Origin of the sequence: Tabrizicola sp. YIM 78059, from assembly GCF_004959785.1 — a bacterium.
GTDB lineage: Bacteria > Pseudomonadota > Alphaproteobacteria > Rhodobacterales > Rhodobacteraceae > Tabrizicola > Tabrizicola caldifontis.
Window position 1 is genome coordinate 100,009 of the sequence record NZ_SJZH01000012.1, and the last position, 19,903, is coordinate 119,911.

General features: G+C 65.5%; 21 protein-coding genes. 9 read left to right on the top strand and 12 right to left on the bottom strand.

From position 1 onward, the window contains the following. Positions 1 to 2: 2 nt before the first annotated feature. Entirely contained in the window at positions 3 to 536 is a 534-nt protein-coding gene (locus tag EZM81_RS14735) for an NADH-quinone oxidoreductase subunit B family protein (RefSeq protein ID WP_200833970.1), read from the bottom strand. Next, positions 527 to 892: an NADH-quinone oxidoreductase subunit A gene (locus tag EZM81_RS14740; protein WP_135450650.1), complete on the bottom strand. Its 366-nt coding sequence runs from the start codon at positions 890 to 892 to the stop codon at positions 527 to 529. Before EZM81_RS14740 ends, EZM81_RS14735 begins: the two co-directional genes overlap by 10 nt. A 576-nt stretch (positions 893 to 1,468) precedes the next feature. Between EZM81_RS14740 and EZM81_RS14745 the strand changes: the two genes are divergently transcribed. Further along, a complete protein-coding gene (locus EZM81_RS14745) occupies positions 1,469 to 1,960 on the top strand; it encodes a transposase (RefSeq protein ID WP_136646229.1) in 492 nt (163 codons plus the stop codon). Between the two features lie 191 nt (positions 1,961 to 2,151). Here the strand turns inward: EZM81_RS14745 and EZM81_RS14755 are convergent, their stop codons facing one another. From EZM81_RS14755 to EZM81_RS14765, 3 genes are all read right to left on the bottom strand, one after another. Then, positions 2,152 to 3,384 (bottom strand): DegT/DnrJ/EryC1/StrS aminotransferase family protein, encoded by a 1,233-nt coding sequence (locus tag EZM81_RS14755; protein ID WP_136646231.1) that lies wholly within the window; start codon positions 3,382 to 3,384, stop codon positions 2,152 to 2,154. Then, positions 3,381 to 4,622: a TCR/Tet family MFS transporter gene (locus EZM81_RS14760; protein ID WP_135450647.1), complete on the bottom strand. Its 1,242-nt coding sequence runs from the start codon at positions 4,620 to 4,622 to the stop codon at positions 3,381 to 3,383. Before EZM81_RS14760 ends, EZM81_RS14755 begins: the two co-directional genes overlap by 4 nt. A gap of 153 nt (positions 4,623 to 4,775) precedes the next feature. Further along, a complete protein-coding gene (locus tag EZM81_RS14765; RefSeq protein WP_136646232.1) occupies positions 4,776 to 5,426 on the bottom strand; it encodes an HAD-IA family hydrolase in 651 nt (216 codons plus the stop codon). A gap of 92 nt (positions 5,427 to 5,518) precedes the next feature. On the opposite strand from EZM81_RS14765, the gene glmU reads away from it, so the two are divergent. From glmU to EZM81_RS14785, 4 genes are all read left to right on the top strand, one after another. Continuing rightward, entirely contained in the window at positions 5,519 to 6,871 is a 1,353-nt protein-coding gene (gene glmU, locus EZM81_RS14770) for a bifunctional UDP-N-acetylglucosamine diphosphorylase/glucosamine-1-phosphate N-acetyltransferase GlmU (RefSeq protein ID WP_136646233.1), read from the top strand. A 2-nt stretch (positions 6,872 to 6,873) separates the two neighbouring features. Further along, on the top strand, positions 6,874 to 8,691 hold the full coding sequence (gene glmS / locus EZM81_RS14775) for a glutamine--fructose-6-phosphate transaminase (isomerizing) (RefSeq protein WP_136646234.1): 1,818 nt from the start codon (positions 6,874 to 6,876) through the stop codon (positions 8,689 to 8,691). Positions 8,692 to 8,780: 89 nt separating this feature from the next. Continuing rightward, positions 8,781 to 9,314: a DUF3833 family protein gene (locus EZM81_RS14780; protein ID WP_135450643.1), complete on the top strand. Its 534-nt coding sequence runs from the start codon at positions 8,781 to 8,783 to the stop codon at positions 9,312 to 9,314. Between the two features lie 68 nt (positions 9,315 to 9,382). Further along, positions 9,383 to 10,054, top strand: a complete 672-nt coding sequence (locus EZM81_RS14785; protein WP_136646235.1) for a DNA alkylation repair protein — start codon at positions 9,383 to 9,385, stop codon at positions 10,052 to 10,054. Positions 10,055 to 10,138: 84 nt separating this feature from the next. Here the strand turns inward: EZM81_RS14785 and EZM81_RS14790 are convergent, their stop codons facing one another. Continuing rightward, entirely contained in the window at positions 10,139 to 10,621 is a 483-nt protein-coding gene (locus EZM81_RS14790) for a D-galactarate dehydratase (RefSeq protein ID WP_136646236.1), read from the bottom strand. 86 nt (positions 10,622 to 10,707) lie between these two features. Here EZM81_RS14790 and moaA point away from each other — a divergent pair, with 86 nt between their 5' ends. Continuing rightward, a complete protein-coding gene (gene moaA / locus EZM81_RS14795; protein ID WP_135450640.1) occupies positions 10,708 to 11,721 on the top strand; it encodes a GTP 3',8-cyclase MoaA in 1,014 nt (337 codons plus the stop codon). Between the two features lie 75 nt (positions 11,722 to 11,796). Here the strand turns inward: moaA and EZM81_RS14800 are convergent, their stop codons facing one another. Continuing rightward, complete coding sequence (locus tag EZM81_RS14800) at positions 11,797 to 12,159, bottom strand: hypothetical protein (RefSeq protein WP_136646237.1); 363 nt, start codon at positions 12,157 to 12,159, stop codon at positions 11,797 to 11,799. Positions 12,160 to 12,294: 135 nt separating this feature from the next. On the opposite strand from EZM81_RS14800, the gene ppsA reads away from it, so the two are divergent. Continuing rightward, entirely contained in the window at positions 12,295 to 14,709 is a 2,415-nt protein-coding gene (gene ppsA / locus EZM81_RS14805; protein WP_135450638.1) for a phosphoenolpyruvate synthase, read from the top strand. A gap of 465 nt (positions 14,710 to 15,174) precedes the next feature. On the opposite strand, the gene hemP is transcribed toward ppsA, so the two are convergent. Both hemP and EZM81_RS18680 read right to left on the bottom strand, forming a co-directional pair. Further along, positions 15,175 to 15,333, bottom strand: coding sequence for a hemin uptake protein HemP (gene hemP, locus EZM81_RS14810; RefSeq protein ID WP_135450637.1), 159 nt, complete (start codon positions 15,331 to 15,333; stop codon positions 15,175 to 15,177). After that, positions 15,330 to 15,452 carry a hypothetical protein gene (locus tag EZM81_RS18680; RefSeq protein ID WP_256371628.1) on the bottom strand — a complete coding sequence of 41 codons (123 nt, stop codon included), beginning with the start codon at positions 15,450 to 15,452 and terminating at the stop codon, positions 15,330 to 15,332. The genes hemP and EZM81_RS18680 overlap by 4 nt, the downstream gene beginning before the upstream one ends. A 246-nt stretch (positions 15,453 to 15,698) precedes the next feature. Between EZM81_RS18680 and EZM81_RS14815 the strand changes: the two genes are divergently transcribed. Continuing rightward, the gene (locus EZM81_RS14815; protein ID WP_248298236.1) at positions 15,699 to 16,637 is read left to right on the top strand and encodes a phosphotransferase; all 939 of its coding nucleotides are present in this window, start codon (positions 15,699 to 15,701) and stop codon (positions 16,635 to 16,637) included. Beyond that, positions 16,637 to 17,947, top strand: coding sequence for an aspartate aminotransferase family protein (locus EZM81_RS14820; protein WP_169052386.1), 1,311 nt, complete (start codon positions 16,637 to 16,639; stop codon positions 17,945 to 17,947). Before EZM81_RS14815 ends, EZM81_RS14820 begins: the two co-directional genes overlap by 1 nt. Here the strand turns inward: EZM81_RS14820 and EZM81_RS14825 are convergent. The 3 genes from EZM81_RS14825 to phoU all read right to left on the bottom strand — a co-directional run bounded on the left by EZM81_RS14825 (position 17,944) and on the right by phoU (position 19,859). Further along, positions 17,944 to 18,351, bottom strand: coding sequence for a nuclear transport factor 2 family protein (locus EZM81_RS14825; protein ID WP_136646240.1), 408 nt, complete (start codon positions 18,349 to 18,351; stop codon positions 17,944 to 17,946). The genes EZM81_RS14820 and EZM81_RS14825 overlap by 4 nt on opposite strands. Before the next feature lie 105 nt (positions 18,352 to 18,456). Then, positions 18,457 to 19,149 (bottom strand): phosphate regulon transcriptional regulator PhoB, encoded by a 693-nt coding sequence (gene phoB / locus EZM81_RS14830; protein ID WP_135450633.1) that lies wholly within the window; start codon positions 19,147 to 19,149, stop codon positions 18,457 to 18,459. Positions 19,150 to 19,151: 2 nt separating this feature from the next. Continuing rightward, a complete protein-coding gene (gene phoU, locus EZM81_RS14835; protein ID WP_135450632.1) occupies positions 19,152 to 19,859 on the bottom strand; it encodes a phosphate signaling complex protein PhoU in 708 nt (235 codons plus the stop codon). Positions 19,860 to 19,903 lie beyond the last annotated feature (44 nt).

A 19,903-nucleotide genomic window follows, 5' to 3' on the forward strand; every position in this document is an offset into this window, starting at 1 on the left:
GATTACCTCACCAGGGTGCCGGTGCGGCGGATCTTCCGCTGCAACTGAAGGATGCCGTAAAGCAGCGCCTCTGCCGTGGGCGGGCAGCCCGGCACATAGACATCCACGGGGACGATCCGGTCGCAGCCGCGCACCACCGAATAGCTGTAGTGGTAGTAGCCGCCCCCGTTGGCGCAGGAGCCCATGCTGATGACGTAGCGCGGCTCTGGCATCTGGTCATAGACCTTGCGCAGCGCCGGCGCCATCTTGTTGGTCAGCGTGCCCGCCACAATCATCAGGTCCGACTGCCGCGGGCTGGCGCGCGGCGCGGTGCCGAAGCGTTCCAGGTCATAGCGCGGCATCGAGGTATGCATCATCTCGACCGCGCAGCACGCAAGGCCGAAGGTCATCCAGTGCAGCGACCCGATCCGCGCCCAGTTGATGATGTCCTCGGTCGAGGTCAGGATGAAGCCCTTGTCCGACAGCTCGCGGTTCAGCGCCTGGACGGCGACCTCGTGGTCAGCGGCGGCGGTGTTGGCTCCGGTCATCACTCCCATTCCAGCGCCCCCTTCTTCCATTCATAGGCAAAGCCGACGGTCAGCACGGCCAGGAACAGCATCATCGACCAGAAGGCCGCCATGGAAAGTTCGCCGAAGGCGACTGCCCAGGGGAACAGGAAGGCCACTTCCAGGTCGAAAATGATGAACAGGATCGACACCAGGTAGAACCGCACGTCGAACTTCATCCGCGCGTCGTCGAAGGCGTTGAAGCCGCATTCGTAGGCGCTGACCTTTTCGGGATCCGGGTTACGGACGGCCAGGACCGCCGCGGCAAGGATCAGGACCAGACCCAGGCCAACGGCAATACCCAGAAGAATGAGTATGGGAAGATACTCTCGGAGAAGCAGATCCACGAGGGGCTCCTTGATGCTGGCGACACGCGAGCAGCGCGGACTCTGATGGCCCGCTTCGTCTCACGGTCCGTTTACTCCGCCCCCCCGGCGGGGTCAACCGAACCCGGGGGGGATTCCGGCCTTTGCAGATGCAGAAATTTCGGGAAGCCATAGCATTATTCTCGGAAATTCTGCAACGCATCCGCCGCCTTGTCGGGCCCGCGCGGCAAGGCTGAGGCCGCGCAGGGGGCCAGCTCCCGACCCTCAGCGCAAGAGCGGGCCGCCCTTGTCGCGGACTTGCCTTGTCGCGGACTTGGGCTACCGGACGACGATTTCGCCGATGCGCCCTGCCCCTTCCCATTGCTGCCGCGGCCGCGACGCCCCTGACAGCCGCCACCGGGCCATGGCCCCCGCTGCAATCGAATCGCGCATCGCCAACGGAAAGCCGCGCCACGGTCAGATCCTGTCCGACACCTCCTGCGGGCCGCCGGCCAACCGGCTGGAGCGCCGGGGGTTCCACCCCCGGACCCCAGAGTATTTGACAAGAAACAAATCCAATTGCTCCTTGCAAAATATTCCCCCGGGGGGGGGGTCAGGATGCCTCCAATCGACGCGGAGGAGGCGAAGGCCGATGACGAGCCGAAGGAGTTGCGGCGCAAGCCGCGCGTTTTAATGGCGGCGGGTCACCGGGTGGAAGGCCTGCCCTCTGATCCATTCCCTCCTTCCAGACAAGCCGCGCGTGTCGGGTGGATGCGCAGGGTACTCGGCGGCATCTCCCGGGTTTTGAGAACCGGCGCGTCGTGGCGCGATCTGTCGCAGCGCAATGCTCTCCGCACAACCATCCATAACCGCTTCAAGCGGTGGGCCATTGCGGGGGTCTGGGTTCAGGCCTTTGAAACGCTGGCCGATAGACACCCCGACAGCATGCAGGTCATCGCCGACTCGATCATCCGTGCCCATCAATGGGCCGCAGCCCCCAAGAAGGGACAAGACCCGCCCCTCGGTCTGACGACGGCGAGGGCCTCCGACAAGACAGCGGTTGCGGACCTGATCGCCGCACGCAGAGGGCGCGGTCGCATCCCCGTCTAGCGTAACCGAAAGGTGCCACGGCCGGTCGATCCCGGTCTTTGCCGCCAGCGCAACCTCGTCGACCGCTTCTTCAACAAGCTCAAGCACTTCGGCAAGATAGCCAAACGTCACGAAAAGTCAGGGCGAAACGACCTCGCCGCCGTCCTCCTGGCCTGCGCAAGGCTCTGGGCCCGATATCATGAGGCTGCATCCTAGTCCGCGGCCGGAGCAGCCAGGGTATCAAGCCGCTCGGCCCGTGCCGCGCGCGCCACCTCTTCGCCGATGATGCGGGTGATCTGAGCCACATCGTCAGGCGTGAAGGTCAAGGGCAGGCGCATGTCGATCAGGCCGGCCAGTACACGGTCGGTCTGCGGCAAGGTCTCGGGCGCGGCATAGCGCCAGTGGGCATAACGGCTGGTGAAGCCCTGCGGATCGGCTGCGCCGAACCATTTCAATTCGACCCCCCGGGCCGCCGCACCCGCGACAAAGGCGGCCACCCGCGCCGGATCCCAGCCCGGCAGCAGAAACTGGAAGGACGAGCCGACATAATCCTCATGCTGCGGTCGCGGGATCAGCCTGATCTCCGCCACGCCGGCAAGGCCCTTTTCCATCCCCTGGTAGAGCACCCGCCAGCGTGCCCGTCGATCGTCCAGCAGCGCAATCTGCGGTCGCAGGATCGCCGCACGCAGGTTGTCCATCCGGCTTGAGACGTTGGGAACCTCGAGCTTCAGCGACTCGAACACCTCGGGCGGGGGTGCGGCGCGGTGACGAGCGTAAAGCATGTAGGAGCCCGACAGCAGCACCGCCCGCGCGGCAAGCTCGGCATCGTCCGTGACAAGCAGGCCGCCCTCGCCAGAATTCATGTGCTTGTAGGTCTGCGTCGAATAGCATCCGATCGCGCCGTGCCGCCCTGAGGGCACGCCGCGCCACTTCGCTCCCATCGTGTGCGCGCAATCCTCGATCACCCGCACACCCAACCGATCGCAAAGTGCCACCAGCGAATCCATGTCGCAGACATGGCCGCGCATGTGCGACAGAAGCAGGATCCTTGCGCCACTGGCCCTCGCCTGCGCCTCCAGATGTCCAAGATCGATGGTCAGATTCTCGGTCACCTCCACGAAGACGGGCCGCGCGCCGAGACTGGCAATCGCACCCGGCACCGGGGCAAGCGTGAAGGCATTTGACAGCACCGGATCCCCCGGTTTCACCTGACATGCCCGCAACGCACAGGCCATCGCCGCCCCGCCGGAAGCCAGCGCCAGACAATAGCGCGCGCCGACATAGGCCGCGAAGTCCTGTTCCAGGGCTGCCGTCTCGGCCACCTCGCCGGCCACCGTGTTGTACCGGTGCAGCCGCCCATGCCGCAGCACCGCCAAGGCCGCTTCGATCCCCGCCTCGGGGATCGGCTCCTGCTGCGTGAAGCTTCCGCTGAACCGCTCGCTCATGCCTTCTCTGCCCGTTTCAACAGTGCAAACAACACGGTCGTCGCCGCCATGAACCCAGCCGCTACCCAATAGGCAACATCGGTAGAGCGCCAGGCCCGTTCTTCAGCCCAGAAATGCCCGAAAAGGAAGGCGAAGAACACCGTGCCGAACAGCATTGCCACATTGGTCACCGCCGAGATGCCGCCCTGCAGCTCGCCTTGCGCATCCTCGGGCACGCGTTTCGTAAGCATCGCCGTCATCAGGGGATGCACGAACCCTTCCGGTCCGTGCAGGATCATGAGCGCAAAGACGCCAAGGACCGTTCCGACGAAACCATAGCCCAGCACCACCAGCGTCGCGCAGACCAGCCCGAACATGGCCACCCGCCATTCGCCGAACCGCGCCGCAGCCGGGCCGGTGAGAAACCCCTGAAAGCCCCCCGCGATCAATCCGAAGATCGCCAGAGTCAAGCCCACCATCGCCTCGGACCAACCGAACTTGGCGATGCCCCAGAAGGTCCAGATTGCCGGGTAGACGGCGGTCGAAAAGAAGAACAGCCCCATGACCAGCACCATCGGCAGCACGCCGGGGTAGCTGGCAAAAACCCGGAATGCACCGAAGGGGTTGGCGCGCCACAGTTCGAACTTCCGCCGGTTGGCCGGGGCAAGCGACTCTGGCAGAACCAGCAGGCCATAGACGAAATTCAAGAGCGAGATCCCCGCCGCCACCCAGAACGGCACCCGCGGCCCGAACTCGCCCAGAAGGCCCCCGATCGCAGGTCCGATGACAAACCCCACCCCGAAAGCCGCCCCCATGTAGCCATAGACGCGCGCCCGGTCCTCGGGCGCGGTCACGTCGGCGATGAAGGCCGACGCGATGATCCAGCTGGCACCGCAGATGCCGGCAATGATCCGGCCTGCGAACAGCCAGGCCAGTGACGGCGCCAGCGCCATCAGGATGAAGTCCATCCCCAGCCCGAAGATCGCCAGCAGCAGAAGCGGCCGGCGCCCGAACCGGTCGGCTAGGTTGCCCATGAAGGGCGCAAAGACGAACTGCGAAAGGCTGAAGGCCGCGAACATCCAACCGCCGATCACCGCGGCTCGGTCGATCGTGACATGGCCCACGTCCTCGATCAGCTTGGGCACCACCGGCATGATGATCCCGAAACCCACCATGTCCAGAAACACGGTGATCAGCACGAAGGTCACCGCATGGCGGCTGACCTGCGGACCCGGGGGTGCTTCTGCGGCAAGGCTCATGGCCGCGGACGGTATGGGGGCCCACGCAAACTGTCAAACGGGACAAGCGGCCCAGCCAGAGGGCGGACGCCGACGCATCCTGTCCCTTCCGGCCATGTCCCGCCAGAGGTTTTGAATATTCGAAATGCTCTGGCGCCGCTCTTTCCCCGGACGCTACCCCAGCAGACGCTCGGCCAGTCCCGGCAGATCCTCGTAACGGTCCAGAAGCGCCGCCGGGGCGAACCGCCCCACCCCCGCGCCTTCCGGCCCGAAGGTCACCAAGGCCACCGGCACCCCAGCCGCGACGCCGGTCTTGGCGTCGGTCTCGGTATCCCCGACCAGCATCGAGCGCCCGACCACACCCCCGGCCCGCTCGACGGCGGCGCGATAGGGCAGCGGGTCGGGCTTGCGCACCGGAAAGGTGTCCGCGCCGACCAGAGCCCCGAATGCCTCCCGCACCCCAAGCGCGCGCAAGAGCTGCTCGGCCAGGGCCTCGGGCTTGTTGGTGCAGACCGACACCGCAAAGCCCGCCCCCTTCAGCGCCTCGACCGCCGCCATCGCGCCGGGATAAAGCTGCGTATGCACCGCGATCCCTTTCGCATAGGCATCCAGAAGCACGGGATAGGCCGCCTCGACATCGGCCTCGGACCACGCCATTCCCAACCGCGAAAAACCCAGCCGCAGCATCGCCCGGCCGCCGTGAAAGGCTGTCAGCGCGTCCTGCGGCCCCAGAACCGGGGCGGGCAGGCTGGCATTGGCCGCCGCCAGAAGATCGGCCGAAGTGTCGGCCAGCGTTCCGTCCAGATCGAAAACCACGCAGCGCATTGCAGCATCCTGTAACCTGACGTGAGGCCCCGCCCCCTTGTCTCCCTGTCGGCGGGGGGTAAAACGGGCGCAACGACAAGGGAAGGGGCAGAATGCAGGTATCCGTCATCGTATTGGCCGCCGGTCAGGGCACGCGAATGAACTCCGACCTGCCCAAGGTGCTGCACCGCATGGCCGGCGCGCCGCTGCTGCACCATGCGCTGGCCAAGGCCCAGGCGCTGGAGCCAGAGCGCCTTGTCGTGGTCACCGGCCACGGCGGCGAAGCGGTCGTGGCTGCAGCGCGCGACTGGTCAGAGGCGGTCGAAACCGTCGTCCAGGATCCCCAGCTGGGCACGGCCCATGCCGTGGCCCAGGCGGCCCCCCGGCTGGCCGACGCCACAGGCGAAGCCATCGTTCTGTACGGCGATACCCCCCTGATACGCGAGGAAACCCTGCGCACCATGCTGGCCGCCCGGTCGCGCCATGCCGTCGTCGTGCTGGGCTTTCACGCAAGGGATCCGGGGCGCTACGGGCGCCTGATCACCGAAGGTGACGAAGTGCTGGCTATCCGCGAATTCAAGGACGCCAGCCTTGAGGAACGCGCCATAACCCTTTGCAATTCTGGCGTGATCTGCGCAAATGTGCATCTGCTTCTTTCGCTGGTCGCCGAGGTGCGGAACGACAATGCCGCAAAGGAATACTATCTGACCGATGTGGTCGAACTGGCCCGCCGCCGCGGCCTGTCGGCGGGTGTGGTCATCTGCGACGAATCCGAAACGCTCGGGGTCAACACCCGCGCGCAGCTGGCCGAGGCCGAGGCCGCCTTCCAGGCGCGCGCGCGCACCGCTGCGCTGGACAACGGTGTTACCCTGACCGCGCCGGATACCGTGTTCTTCGCGCTGGACACCTGGGTCGGTCGCGATGCGGTGATCGGCCCGAACGTGATCTTCGGTCTCGGCGTCACAGTGGAATCCGGCGCCGAGATCAAGGGCTTCTGCCATCTCGAAGGCTGCCACATCAGCCGCGGCGCCAGCGTCGGCCCCTTCGCCCGCCTCCGCCCCGGCGCGGAACTGGCCGAGGACGTGCACGTCGGCAATTTCGTGGAAATCAAGAACGCCATCCTGGACGAGGGCGTGAAGGTCGGTCACCTGACCTATCTCGGCGATGCCCATGTCGGCGAACACACCAACATCGGCGCGGGCACCGTCACCTGCAATTACGACGGGGTGATGAAGCACCGCACCGTGATCGGCAAGCGCGCCTTCATCGGCTCGGACACCATGCTGGTCGCGCCGGTGACGGTGGGCGACGGGGCGCTGACCGCCTCTGGCTCGGTCATCACCGAGGACGTGCCGCCCGAGGCGGTTGCCATCGGCCGCGCCCGACAGGTCACAAAACCCGGCCTTGCCACCCGGATGTTCGAAAAGTTGAAGGCCATGAAGGCTGCGAAGGCGAAAGGTCATTAGGAATGTGCGGTATTGTAGGTGTCTTGGGTAACCATGAGGCAGCCCCCCTGCTGGTCGAGGCCCTGAAACGGCTGGAATACCGGGGCTATGACAGCGCCGGCATCGCCACGGTGAATGCCGGCAGGCTCGACCGTCGCCGGGCGGTGGGCAAGCTGGTGAACCTGTCCGATCTACTTGTTCATCACCCTCTGCCAGGCAAGGCAGGCATCGGCCACACCCGCTGGGCCACCCATGGCGCGGCCACTGTCGCCAATGCCCATCCGCACCGTGCCGGGTCGGTCGCCGTGGTCCACAACGGCATCATCGAGAACTTCCGCACCCTGCGCGAGGAGCTTGCCGCTGACGGCTATGCCCAGGAATCGGACACCGATACCGAGACCGTCGCGCTGCTGGCCCGGCGCGCGATCGACCGCGGCGCAACACCGGTCGAAGCCGCGCGCAGCACCCTGAAACGGCTGGAAGGAGCCTTCGCGCTGTGCTTCCTCTTTGAAGGCGAGGAGAACCTGCTGATCGCCGCCCGGCGCGGCAGCCCGCTTGCCATAGGCCATGGCGAGGGCGAGATGTTCGTCGGCTCCGACGCCATTGCACTTGCCCCGCTGACGGACCGGATCACCTATCTGGAGGAAGGCGACTGGGCGGTGATCACCCGTGACGGTGCGCAGATCTTCGACGCTGCCGACCGGCTGGCGAACCGCGCAGAGACCCGTGTCCGGCTGGACAGCACCCGAATCGAAAAGTGCGGCCACAAGCATTTCATGGCCAAGGAGATCGCCGAACAGCCCGTGGTCATCGCCGACGCGCTGAAGGGCTACACCTCGGCACGCGGCACGCTGGAAATGCCGCAAGATCTGGATTTCACCGGCATAGACCGCGTGACCCTGGTTGCCTGCGGCACGGCCTCCTACGCCTGTCACGTCGCCAAATACTGGTTCGAGCAGCTCGCCGGCCTTCCCGCCGACATCGATATCGCCAGCGAATTCCGCTACCGCGATCCGGTCCTGTCCCCTGCCTCGATGGCCGTCTTCGTCAGCCAGTCGGGCGAGACCGCAGACACCCTTGCGGCACTGCGCCATGTGAAAGAGAAGGTCGCAAGGGTCGTCGCGGTGGTCAACGTCCCCACCTCCTCGATCGCGCGCGAAAGCGATCTCGCGCTGCCGATCCACGCCGGAGTTGAGGTCGGCGTAGCCTCGACCAAGGCCTTCACCTGCCAGCTGACCGTGCTTGCACTGATGGCGCTGAAGGCGGCGCAGGATCGTGGCCGGATAGACGCCACCACGCTGAATGACCGGCTCGAAGCCCTTCGCGTCGTGCCCGGCCTGATGAACGCCGCCTTTGGCCTTTCCGAACCGATCGCCCGCATCGCCGAGGATCTGGCCCGCGCACAGGACGTCCTGTTCCTTGGCCGTGGGCCGATGTTCCCGCTGGCCCTGGAAGGCGCCCTGAAACTTAAGGAAATCAGCTATATCCACGCTGAAGGCTACGCCTCGGGCGAGCTGAAGCACGGCCCCATCGCCCTGATCGATGCCGCCGTGCCGGTGATCGTTCTGGCCCCCAAGGATGCGCTGTTCGACAAGACGGTGTCGAACATGCAGGAGGTGATGGCCCGCAACGGCAAGGTGCTGCTGTTGTCGGATGCCGAAGGAATCAGAACCGCCGGCCACGGCACCTGGAAGACCCTCACTCTGCCCACGGTCGATCCGCTCTGGGCGCCGATCCTCTATGCGGTGCCGGCCCAGCTTCTGGCCTACCATACCGCCGTCGCCAAGGGCACCGACGTGGACCAGCCGCGCAATCTGGCGAAATCCGTGACAGTCGAATAGCGCCCGCGGTCCGGCATCGCCCACGGAACACGCCCCGGCCTGATCCGGCCAGGTCTCCGGTCCGTATTCCTGCAAAACCGGAGTCCGCCATGCAGCGCAGAACCCTGCTTCTTTCCCTTGCCACCCTGCCCTTAGCGGCCTGCGCCTCTGCCCCGGCCATCCCCAGCGAACCCGGCCCGCCTATCACCCTTGTCTCCGCCTTCCGCGGACGCACGACCGGACGCGGGCATTTCCGCGTGTGGCTGACCGGCGACGAACGCCGCTTCACCGCACGGCTGAATGGCAGCGTCACCGGGCCGAGCGGTGCGCGGACCCTGACCGTGGTCGAAGATTTCGTTTACGACGACGGCCAGCAGGACCGCCTGACATGGATCTTCCGCGAAACCGGGCCCGGCCGCTGGACCGGCAAGCGCGAAGACACCGTGGGCGAGGCCGCCGTCATCGAAGAAGACGGCCGTATACGCCTGAGCTACACCGCCGATTTCCGATCGCCCTCGGGTATCACCCGGCTGGGCTTTCAGGATATCATCTATTCCCGTCCCGACGGGACGGTGGTCAACGATGCCGTGGTCAGCCGGGCCGGCATCCCGGTTGCCTCGGTCCGCTTCGTGATCCGGCGCTGACTTGCCGCCGGGCACGCGGACTGGCAGGTAGGGGCTGACCGCGCAGGATACGCCCCGGGATACGCCAGATGACACCACTTGCCGAACTTCAGGCACTTGCCGACCCGGCCCGGGCAGCCGAAATGCTGGCCTATCACAAGGCACCTCGGCCCTACCTGGGTGTCTCGGCGGCTGCGATCGCAACCCTGGCCGATCGCTGGCGCTCCGAGCGTACGCTTGAAGACCGCATTGCACTTGCCGCCGACCTCTGGCGCACCAACATCCACGAGGCCCGCATCGCCGCCGCAAAGCTTCTGACCCAGGCCCGCATCCGACCGGATGAGGCCGCCTGGGCCCTGATCGTTTCGTGGGTGCCCGATTTCGACGCCTGGGCCATTGCCGATCACGCCAGCATTGCCGGGCAGAAGCGGCTGGTAGCCGACCCCTCGCGGCTTGATGTGGTCGAGGCCTGGATTGTCAACCCCCACATGTGGACCCGCCGCGCGGCGCTTGTGATGACGCTGCCCTGGACCAGACAGAACTTTCCGAAAGCGGCCGACCTTGCAATCCGCGACCGCGTGCTTGGCTGGTGCGCCAGCCTTGCGGAAGATCCCGACTGGTTCATCCAGAAGGCCGTGGCCTGGTGGCTGCGCGATCTGTCGAAACATGACGCCGGGCGCACGCGCAGCTTCCTTGCCGACCATGGCGCCCGGCTGAAATCCTTTGCCCGGAAAGAGGCCGCGCGTCACCTGCCGGACTGAGGCCCGCCTGCACTTGATCCTTGCGGAAATACTCCGGCGGTCCGGGGGCTGCCCCCCGGTGGCCAAGGTCGGGCACGACGCCGATCAGCGCGCGAAGATCGTCACCTCGGGCAAGCTGGTCAGCGGCAGGCCCAGCGCCTGATAGGCAGCCAGCGACAGAAGCGCCGCGCCCGTGCCCGGCCGCAGCTCGACCGCTATGCTCTTGCCGTCTGCCGTCGTGATCCGGCCCTGCGTCACCTCCTTGACCAGCGCGGTGGACAGCCACAGTCCCTGCTCGGCTGGCGGGCCCAGCGCGACCACGACCCTGCCCAGCTGCCTTTCGCCGCCCGTTGCCCGGGCGGACAGGGCCGCAGCCTTTTCCTCGGGCGTGGTCCGGTCCAGTGCCGCCGCGCTGACGGCCCGCGCGCCCAGCACCGTGGTGGCGACGGCAGGGGCGGTTTCGGTCGCTGGCTGTGCCTTGGAAGGTCCGGTCACCGGGCCGGGGCGGGCATCCGCAGCCTCTTGCCGAAACAGGGCGCAGCCCGACAGCACAATGGCCAGAACCGGGAAAAGGGCAAGGTATCTCATGGTTGAGAGCCTAGCCCGCCGCATCCCGCCCTGCAATTGTCGTTCGCGCACTTGTGTGGCCCGTCAAGCTGACCTAGCTTTCCGGCATGACCTTCCCGGCGCCGCCCCTTGTCGATCCCTTTGCCCGGCCGATCAGCTATCTTCGGGTCTCGGTCACCGACCGCTGCGATTTCCGCTGCACCTACTGCATGTCGGAAAACATGACCTTCCTGCCCAAGGCCGAACTGCTGAGCCTCGAGGAGCTGGACCGCCTCTGCTCGGCCTTCGTCCGTCTCGGCGTGCAGAAACTGCGTATCACCGGGGGCGAGCCGCTGGTGCGCAAGGGGATCCTGACCTTCTTCGAGGCAATGGCACGGCATCTGGGTACGGGCGCACTGAAGGAACTGACGCTGACCACCAACGGCAGCCAGCTTGCCCGCTTTGCCCGGCCCCTTGCCGACCTTGGGGTTCGCCGTGTCAATGTCTCGCTCGACACGCTGGACCCCGACAAGTTCGCCCGGATCACCCGTTGGGGCCGCCTGCCCCAGGTGCTGGAGGGGATCGAGGCGGCCAAGACTGCCGGCCTGCGCGTCAAGATCAACGCCGTCGCGCTTAAGGGCTTCAACGAGGATGAACTTTTCCCTCTTCTTGACTGGTGCGCGACCGAAGGCCATGACCTGACCTTCATCGAGGTCATGCCGATGGGCGAGGACATGTCCCCCCTTCGCCTTGACCAGTACTGGCCGCTCAAGGACCTCCGCGCCCGGCTGGCCGAACGGTTCAGCCTGACCGATCTAGCCGAACGCAGCGGCGGCCCCGCCCGATATGTGCGCGTTGAGGAAACCGGCCAGAAGGTCGGCTTCATCACGCCGCTCACCCACAATTTCTGCGAAAGCTGCAACCGCGTTCGTCTGACCTGCACGGGGCAGCTCTACATGTGCCTCGGCCAGGAGGACATGGCTGACCTGCGCGCACCCCTGCGCGCCAGCACCGATGATGCACTGGTAGAACAGGCCATCCGCGCGGCCATCGCCCGCAAGCCCAGGGGCCACGACTTCGACTATTCCCGCCAGAAGGTCACCGGTCAGATCACCCGCCACATGAGCCATACCGGCGGCTGACCGGCCCTGCTGTTTCGACCGCGCCGCCCTACTGGATCACAGCCGAAGAGCGGCGCCGAAATCATCAACCAGCCGTCAGACCAGCGCCCGCTGTTCCGCCACGTCCAGCAGCGCCTCAAGCAGTGCCAGTTCCACCACGCGGCCGGTCCCCAGACCGATGCCCTCGATCTCGTCGCTGCCGCGCGTCTCGCGGAGGGAACAGCGCCAGTGCCCGTCCGGCTCGGTCGCCTTGCCGGTAAGCTGGATCGACCACCCCGGCAGGCACAGGTCCACTGCATGCAGAAGCTGCCCGATCAGGTCACCCCTGCCCGGCGCAGGTTCCGGCATCTTCGGAAACACCCGACATAGCAGAACGGCAGCGCGGTCGAATTCTTCCGCCCCCAGGGCCGAGGCACCCTGCAACCGCCGCCTCAATTCCCGAATTTCGCTCTTGCTCATCCTGCGCCCTCTTTCCTCATTTCCCGAACATAGGACATGCCGGCCGGCATGCCCACCTTGATCCGTATCAAGACGCGCGGCGAAATACGGGCGCATGCTCTCACCTGAATTCCTGTCACCTGGTTGGAGCGCACGATGCCGCAAAAGTCCGTCAACGTCATGTGGTTCGAGGATCTCACGCGCGGCGATGTCGCAATGGTCGGGGGCAAGAACAGTTCACTGGGCGAAATGGTCCGGCAACTGGGCAAGAAGGGAATCCGGGTTCCCGGCGGCTTCGCCACCACTGCGGATGCCTATCGCGCCTATCTGAAGGCAAACGATCTGGAAGACCGGATCGGTGCCGTGGTGGCGCGCTGGCAGGATCACCGCATCACGCTGCAGGAAGCCGGCCAGCAGATCCGCGCGATGGTCCTGCAAGGCGACTGGCCGAAGGACATCCGGGATGACATCATCGAAAGCTATCGTGAGCTCTCGCGTCGGGCCGGCACGAGGGATTTGCCTGTTGCCGTCCGATCTTCCGCCACGGCCGAGGATCTGCCGGATGCCAGCTTCGCCGGACAGCAGGAAACCTACCTGAACGTCCGGGGCGAGGCAGAAGTTCTGGCGGCCTGCCGGCGCTGCTATGCCTCGCTTTTCACCGACAGGGCGATGACCTACCGGCAGTTGAAGGGCTTCGATCACACCAAGGTCGCCCTTTCCGTGGGTGTCCAGCGCATGGTTCGCGCCGATACCGGCGGGTCGGGGGTGATGTTCTCGATCGACACCGAAAGCGGTTTCGACAAGGTGGCGCTGATCACCGCTGCCTGGGGCCTTGGCGAAAACGTGGTACAGGGCGCGGTCAACCCCGACGAATACGTGGTGTACAAGCCTTTCCTTGCAAACAGGAAACTGAAACCGATCCTGAAGAAGTCGCTGGGCGAGAAGGCGATCAAGATGGTCTATGCCGGCGGGCAGGGCGCGGCGACGAAGAATGTTCCGACCTCGAAGGCCGAACGCGCCGCCTTCGTCCTGTCCGACGCCGAAATCCTCGACCTTGCCCGCATGGCCGCCACGATCGAGGCGCATTACGGCCTGCCGATGGACATGGAATGGGCCCGCGACGGCGAGACGGGGGAACTCTTCATCGTCCAGGCACGGCCCGAAACGGTTCAGTCGCGCGCTGCTGCCGGCGAAATCCGGTCTTACACGGTGAAGAAGGCCGGAAGACCGCTGGTCACCGGTCTTTCCGTAGGTTCGGCCGTTGCAACGGGCCGCGTCTCGATCCTCGAAAGCGCGAAGGACATCGACAAGTTCATCGACGGCTCGATCCTTGTCACCGGCACGACCGACCCTGACTGGGTGCCGATCATGAAACGCGCCTCGGCCATCGTCACCGACCACGGGGGGCGCACCAGCCACGCCGCCATCGTCAGCCGCGAGCTGGGGTTGCCTGCCATCGTCGGCACCGGCAATGCGACCCATGTCCTGCATGACGAGCAGGAAGTCACCGTCTCCTGCACCGGCGGCGATGAAGGCGTGGTCCACGAAGGCATCGCCGAATTCACCTCCGAAATCCTGCGGCTGGACGATCTGCCAAAGACAAGAACTCAGGTCATGCTGAACATGGCCAACCCTTCCGCCGCCTTCCGCTGGTGGCGGCTACCGGCCGATGGCGTGGGCCTTGCACGGATGGAATTCGTGATCATGAACGCACTAAAGGTGCATCCCATGGCGCTGGTCCATTTCGACAGCCTGAAGGACGAAACGGCCAAGGCCCGGATCGCGGAACTGACCAGGGGCTTTGCCGACAAGACCGAATACTTTGTTGATGGCCTCGCGCGGGGTCTTTCGCAAATTGCCGCCGTGGCCTACCCGCGGCCCGTCATCGTGCGGATGAGCGATTTCAAGACCAACGAATATGCCGACCTTCTTGGCGGGGCAGAGTTCGAGCCGAAGGAGGAAAACCCGATGATCGGGTTCCGCGGAGCGTCCCGCTATTACTCGCCGCGGTATGAGGCGGGCTTCGCGCTGGAATGCAAGGCGATCCACCGGCTGCGGAAGGACATGGGTTTCGACAATGTCGTCGTGATGATCCCCTTCTGCCGCAGCCCGGATGAAGCCGACCGCGTGCTCGCCAGCATGGCCCGCCACGGACTGAAACGTGGCAAGGACGGGCTTCAGGTCTATGTCATGGGCGAAATTCCGGCCAACGTCATTCTGGCCGAGGCCTTCGCCAGCCGCTTCGACGGGTTCTCGATCGGCTCGAACGACCTGACCCAGCTTACCCTCGGCATCGACCGCGACTCCGAGGCGTTGGCGGAGCTGTTCGACGAATCGAACCCCGCAGTCCTATGGATGATCGAAAGCCTGATCACCCGTGCCCACAAGGCCGGGGCCAAGGTCGGTCTCTGCGGCCAGGCGCCATCTAACAACCCGGCCTTCGCCAAGCTGCTGGTCGATGCCGGAATCGATTCGATCTCTGTCACACCGGATAGCTTCATCGCGGTGAAACGCAACGTGGCCGATGCGGAAAGCGGCCCACACAAGACAAAGAAAGGGAAGAAACGCTGACTGCAAGGTCACTTCGCCCGGCCCATTCCTGTCTGCCCAAACATCCCAGCCGCAGGCTCACACGAGCCGGTTGAGCGCCTTGCCATCAGAGGCGAGACAATACAGGCTTGCGCCTGGAAGGGCGCTCTATCTGGTTCGTCAGGCATCCTGCGACGCGACCGGGTCAAGGCACTTCCCCTCCCCCTCGTGGGAGGGGACGGGAGTGGGGGGCGAACCGTCGCCCCACCATCAAGATCGCCACGCCGCTCCGGGTCCGTTTCGCTGGACAAGGTTAACGCCCCGCAATCCACCCGCGCATAGAGACGGAAGCAAGACGCAAGGAAGACGGAAAATAGACGGCGTCTTCCCCGACCTTCAGCCGATTAATCCCACGTTCCCAATATCATGACGCAACGCAGCGTCCAGATGTGCGCTGCGTTGCGGCACGCAAGCGTAACGCCGCCTTGACCGTGCGCGGTGCCCCCCTCACTTGGTCAGGATCAGCTTCCCTGCCCGGGTGATCCGCAGAGTGTAGACCTGTCCGTCCAGCACGATCCGCGCGAGGCTCCCGCCTTCGGTCAGCGCCCGGGCATCATGCACTGGCGTGGCATCCTTCGTCAGCCAGAGATCGACCCGGGCGTTCATTTCGCCGTCTCCATCCGCGCGATCAGTGCCTCCAGTGCGGTGCCGGGAAAGACGCCCCGTGCCGCGGAAAGGATCAGGTCCGGGACATCGCCCGAAAGGGCCGCGCCGGTCTTGTGCATGGCAAACTCCATCTGCTGAACGACACCGGGCGGACCCGTGAGGGTTGGCTAGGCTTTTATGCTTAACCTGAGTAAAAGAGTCATAAATGTCAATCCCACATTCCACTGGCCCCCAGCGCCGCAGCCGCTATCTTGCCGGCCAGGACAAGACCCATGACGCAAGACCCTGCCGGATCGCTGCTTTCGATGCCCCCGCCCCGTGTTCCGGCACAGGAGCTTGCCGCCCTTGCCGAAACCCATTGGGGCATGAACGGAATACTGCATCCCCTGACATCCGAGCGGGATCAGAACCATCGCCTTGAAACGCGCGGTGGCAGTTTCACCCTGAAACTTGCCAATCCGTCAGAGCCCCTTGATCTGACAGAGTTCCAGACACTTGCCCTTGTCCACACCGCGCGCGAGGCCCCCGACCTGCCGACGCCGCGGGTCATTCCGGCCTGCGATGGGCGCCTTGTAATCCCCACCGCGCACGGCGCCCTGCGGCTTCTGACGTGGTTGCCCGGCACTCCGCTCGCGCATGTTCCACGCATGCCCGCGCTCTCGGCCGCGATCGGCCGGGCCCTTGGCAGGCTCGACACGGCCCTTGCCGGGTTCACCCACCCGGCCGCCGATCACCACCTTCTTTGGGATATCCGCAACGCGGCCGACCTCGCACCACTTCTGCCAGCGCTCTCCGACGACCTGCGCCCGCGGATCGAGACCTTCCTGGACCGCTTTCGCGCCCAGGTTGCCCCGGCCCTGGCGCGGTTGCCGCGTCAGGTCATCCACGGCGATTTCAATCCTCACAACCTGCTTGCCGACCCGGCCGATCCAACCCGGCTTGCCGGCATCCTGGACTTCGGCGACATGACGCTGTCGCACCGCATCTGCGATCTTGCCGTCGCAGCCTCATACCTGATCGAGCCTTCGGATCCGCTATCGCTGCTTGTTCCGCTGACCGCCGCCTACCGGGCATCTGCCCCGCTGGGCGAGGAAGAACTCCGTCTCCTTCCTGACCTGATCACCGCGCGGCTGGCCACGACGCTTGCCATCACCGCCTGGCGTGCCATGCGCTACCCCGAGAATGCTGCCTACATCCTGCGCAATGTCCCGGCTTCGCGTGCAGGGTTCGAGGCATTGGCATCGCGGGACAGCCGGGCCATTGCCGACCACCTGCAAACTGCCTGCGAAAGAGCTGCCCCATGATCCGCCAGACCACGATGCTGAACGCCTACACCCCCGGCGCAGGGAAGCTTTCGCCGCAGGATCAGGCGCTTGCCGATCGCCGGGCAAGGCTTCTGGGCCCAGCGTACCGGCTGTTCTATGAAACCCCCGTGCATCCGATCCGGGGAGAAGGGGTCTGGCTGCATGATGCTGACGGTACCGCCTATCTGGATTGCTACAACAACGTCGCATCCGTCGGGCACTGCCACCCGCGCGTGGTAGAGGCGCTGGCGAAGCAGGCCGCCACCCTGGCCACCCACACGCGCTATCTGCATGAAGCCATCCTGGACTATGCGGAACGCCTGCTCGCCCTCTTCCCGCCCGAATTGTGCCACGTCATGTTCACCTGCACCGGGTCCGAGGCAAATGACCTGGCGCTGCGTATCGCCCGCGCCGCGACCGGCGGAACCGGGGTCATCGTCACCGACAATGCCTACCATGGCGTTACGCTGGCCACCGCCGAGATGTCGATGTCCATTGGCCCCGCAGTAGCCCCTGGCCCGACAGTCTTTCCGATCCCGGCACCCTGCGCCGCCAATTATCCGCAGGGCATCGCCCAGGGTTTCGCGCAGGCCGTCGGCGCGGCCTGCGACAAGATGCAGGCACAGGGGATCCGGCCGGCCCTTCTGATCGTTGACACGATCTTCTCTTCCGATGGCGTATACCCCGATCCTGCGGGCTTCCTTGCCCCTGCCGCTGCTGTGGTCCGTGCAAGGGGCGGCCTTTTCCTGGCAGATGAGGTCCAGCCTGGCTTCGGCCGCACCGGCAGCCATTTCTGGGGCTTCCAGCGCCACGGCATCACGCCCGACATGGTGTCCATGGGCAAGCCCATGGGCAACGGATATCCCTTGGCGGGTCTTGTGCTGAAGCCTGAAATCGTTGCCGAGTTCGGTGCAAGGGCGCGCTATTTCAACACCTTCGGCGGCAACGCCGTCGCTGCGGCCGTCGGGCTGGCCGTGCTTGACGTGATCAGGGACGAAAACCTGCAACAGAATGCGGCCAGCGTAGGCGCCGCTTTTGCCGAAGGCTTGCGCAGCCTTGCACAACGTCACGAAGCCCTTGGCGAGACCCGCGCCGCCGGCCTGTTCCTCGGCCAGACCATCCTGACCGACGGCCGGCCCGACCCGGCGCGCACCGCGCGCCTTGTGAACGCCCTGCGCGAGAACCGTATCCTGATCAGCTCGACCGGGCCCCTTGGCGACAGCCTGAAGATCCGCCCGCCGCTGCCGTTCGGCCTGTCCAACGTGGATCAGGTCCTGAGCACGCTCGACCGGCTCCTGCCGACCCTCTAGGCCGCGCCGGGGGGAAATCCGCGCCCGGCATGGACGTGATAGGCCTTTGTCACAATCTGCCACTTGCCCTGCGTATCGGGCCGGTCTTTCACCATCACCAGGTAATCGGTAAAGTCTGTCCCGAAACAGGTGTCCGTCAGCTTGGCCACCGCGACCGTGCCGGTCACCTCGATCGACAGAAGCTCCGCAATGATCGGCGAGCCTTCGGGTGCCGTTTCCTCGCTCTTCACCCAGTCGATGAACTCTTCCAGCGGGAAGAACTCGTAGGTCTCGGCGAAATGGCCGACCTGAAGAGCGCCAGGATGGAACGCCCGCCGCAGCTTCGCCTCATTGCCCCAGCACATTCCTTCCAGATAGTCGACCACGACCGCGCGCACAGCGTCATGTTCCCCGCCCCAAGCCATCCGAGCCTCCGCCGAGTCGTGCCCCGCGAAGGTTAGCACGCCACGCAACCACCCGAACGAAGTTTCTGTCGACAGCCTGCGCCCGGCCGCGCCACCGCCCGGGGATCAGCCCAGCGCGTATCCCGCGCCGCGCACCGTGCGAACCGGGTCGGACCCGCCATACTGCATCAGGCTTTTCCGCAGCCGGCCCACATGCACGTCCACCGTGCGGGTGTCGACGTATATGTCACGGCCCCAGACCAGATCCAGCAGCTGCTCGCGGCTGAACACCCGGCCCGGGCGCTCCATCAACGTGACAAGAAGCTTGAACTCGGTCGGACCCAGTTTCAGCACCTTGTCGCCCCGATAGACCCGGTGGCTCTCGGGGTCCAGCCTGATATCCTCATGCTCCAGCACGACGCCTGCCGTCGAGGGCCGCACCCGCCGCAACTGCGCCCGCGCCCGTGCCATGAGTTCCAGCACCGAATAGGGCTTGATCACATAATCGTCTGCCCCGGTTTCAAGGCCCCGGATGCGGTCGACCTCCTCGGCGCGTGCCGACAGCATGATGATCGGGATCGATCGTGTTTCGGGCCGCATCTTCAGCCGTCGGCAGACCTCGATGCCCGAGACCTTGGGCATCATCCAATCAAGGATGATGATGTCCGGCTCTTCCTCGTCGACCAGCATCATGGCGTCCTCGCCGTTGTCGGCCTGAGTGACGGCAAAGCCTTCCGCTTCCAGGTTGTAGGCCAGAACGGTGCGCTGCGCCGGCTCGTCCTCGACCAGAAGCACCTTGGGCTGTCCGCTGCGTGCCATGCTTACCCCCGTATCGGAACACCGGTGGAATCGACCTTGGGTCGCGCGTCTTCCGGCAGTGCGCCGGTGACCAGATAGATCACCTGCTCGGCAACTGCGGTGGCGTGGTCACCCACCCGCTCAATGTTCTTGGCGATGAAGTGAAGATGCATGCAGGGCCCGATGTTGCGCGGGTCCTCCATCATGTGCGTCAGGAATTCCCGAAAGATCGAGTTGTACATCTGATCGATCTCGCGGTCGCGCAGTCGCACGTCCTCGGCCAGCCTGAGATCGCGGCGGATGTAGGCATCCAGGGCATCGGTCAGCATCTGCACCACGGCCTTGGCCAGCCTGCGGATCGCGCCGGTCGCGCCAGGAACCTGCTGCATCTGCGACAGGATCGAGGTGCGCTTGGCCAGGTTCTTGGCATAATCCCCTGCCCGCTCCAGTGCGGCGGCGATCTTCATCACCGTCAGCACCGTCCGCAGGTCGCCCGCAGTCGGTGCGCGCAGCGCGATCAGGCGCGCGCATTCGGTGTTTATCTGGTCCTCCAGGGCGTCGATGGCGGCATCCCCCGCGCATACCCGTGCGGCCAGATCCTCGTCGCGGGTATCCAGCGCCTCGGCCGCTTCCAGCAGCGCGGCCTCGACCAATCCCCCCATACGCATGACCAGCGCCTGGGCCGAATCCAGATCGCGGTCGAAAGAGGTGACGATATGGGCTGTGTTCATATGTTCGGCTCCTTACCCGATGCGGCCGGTGATGTAGGCTTCGG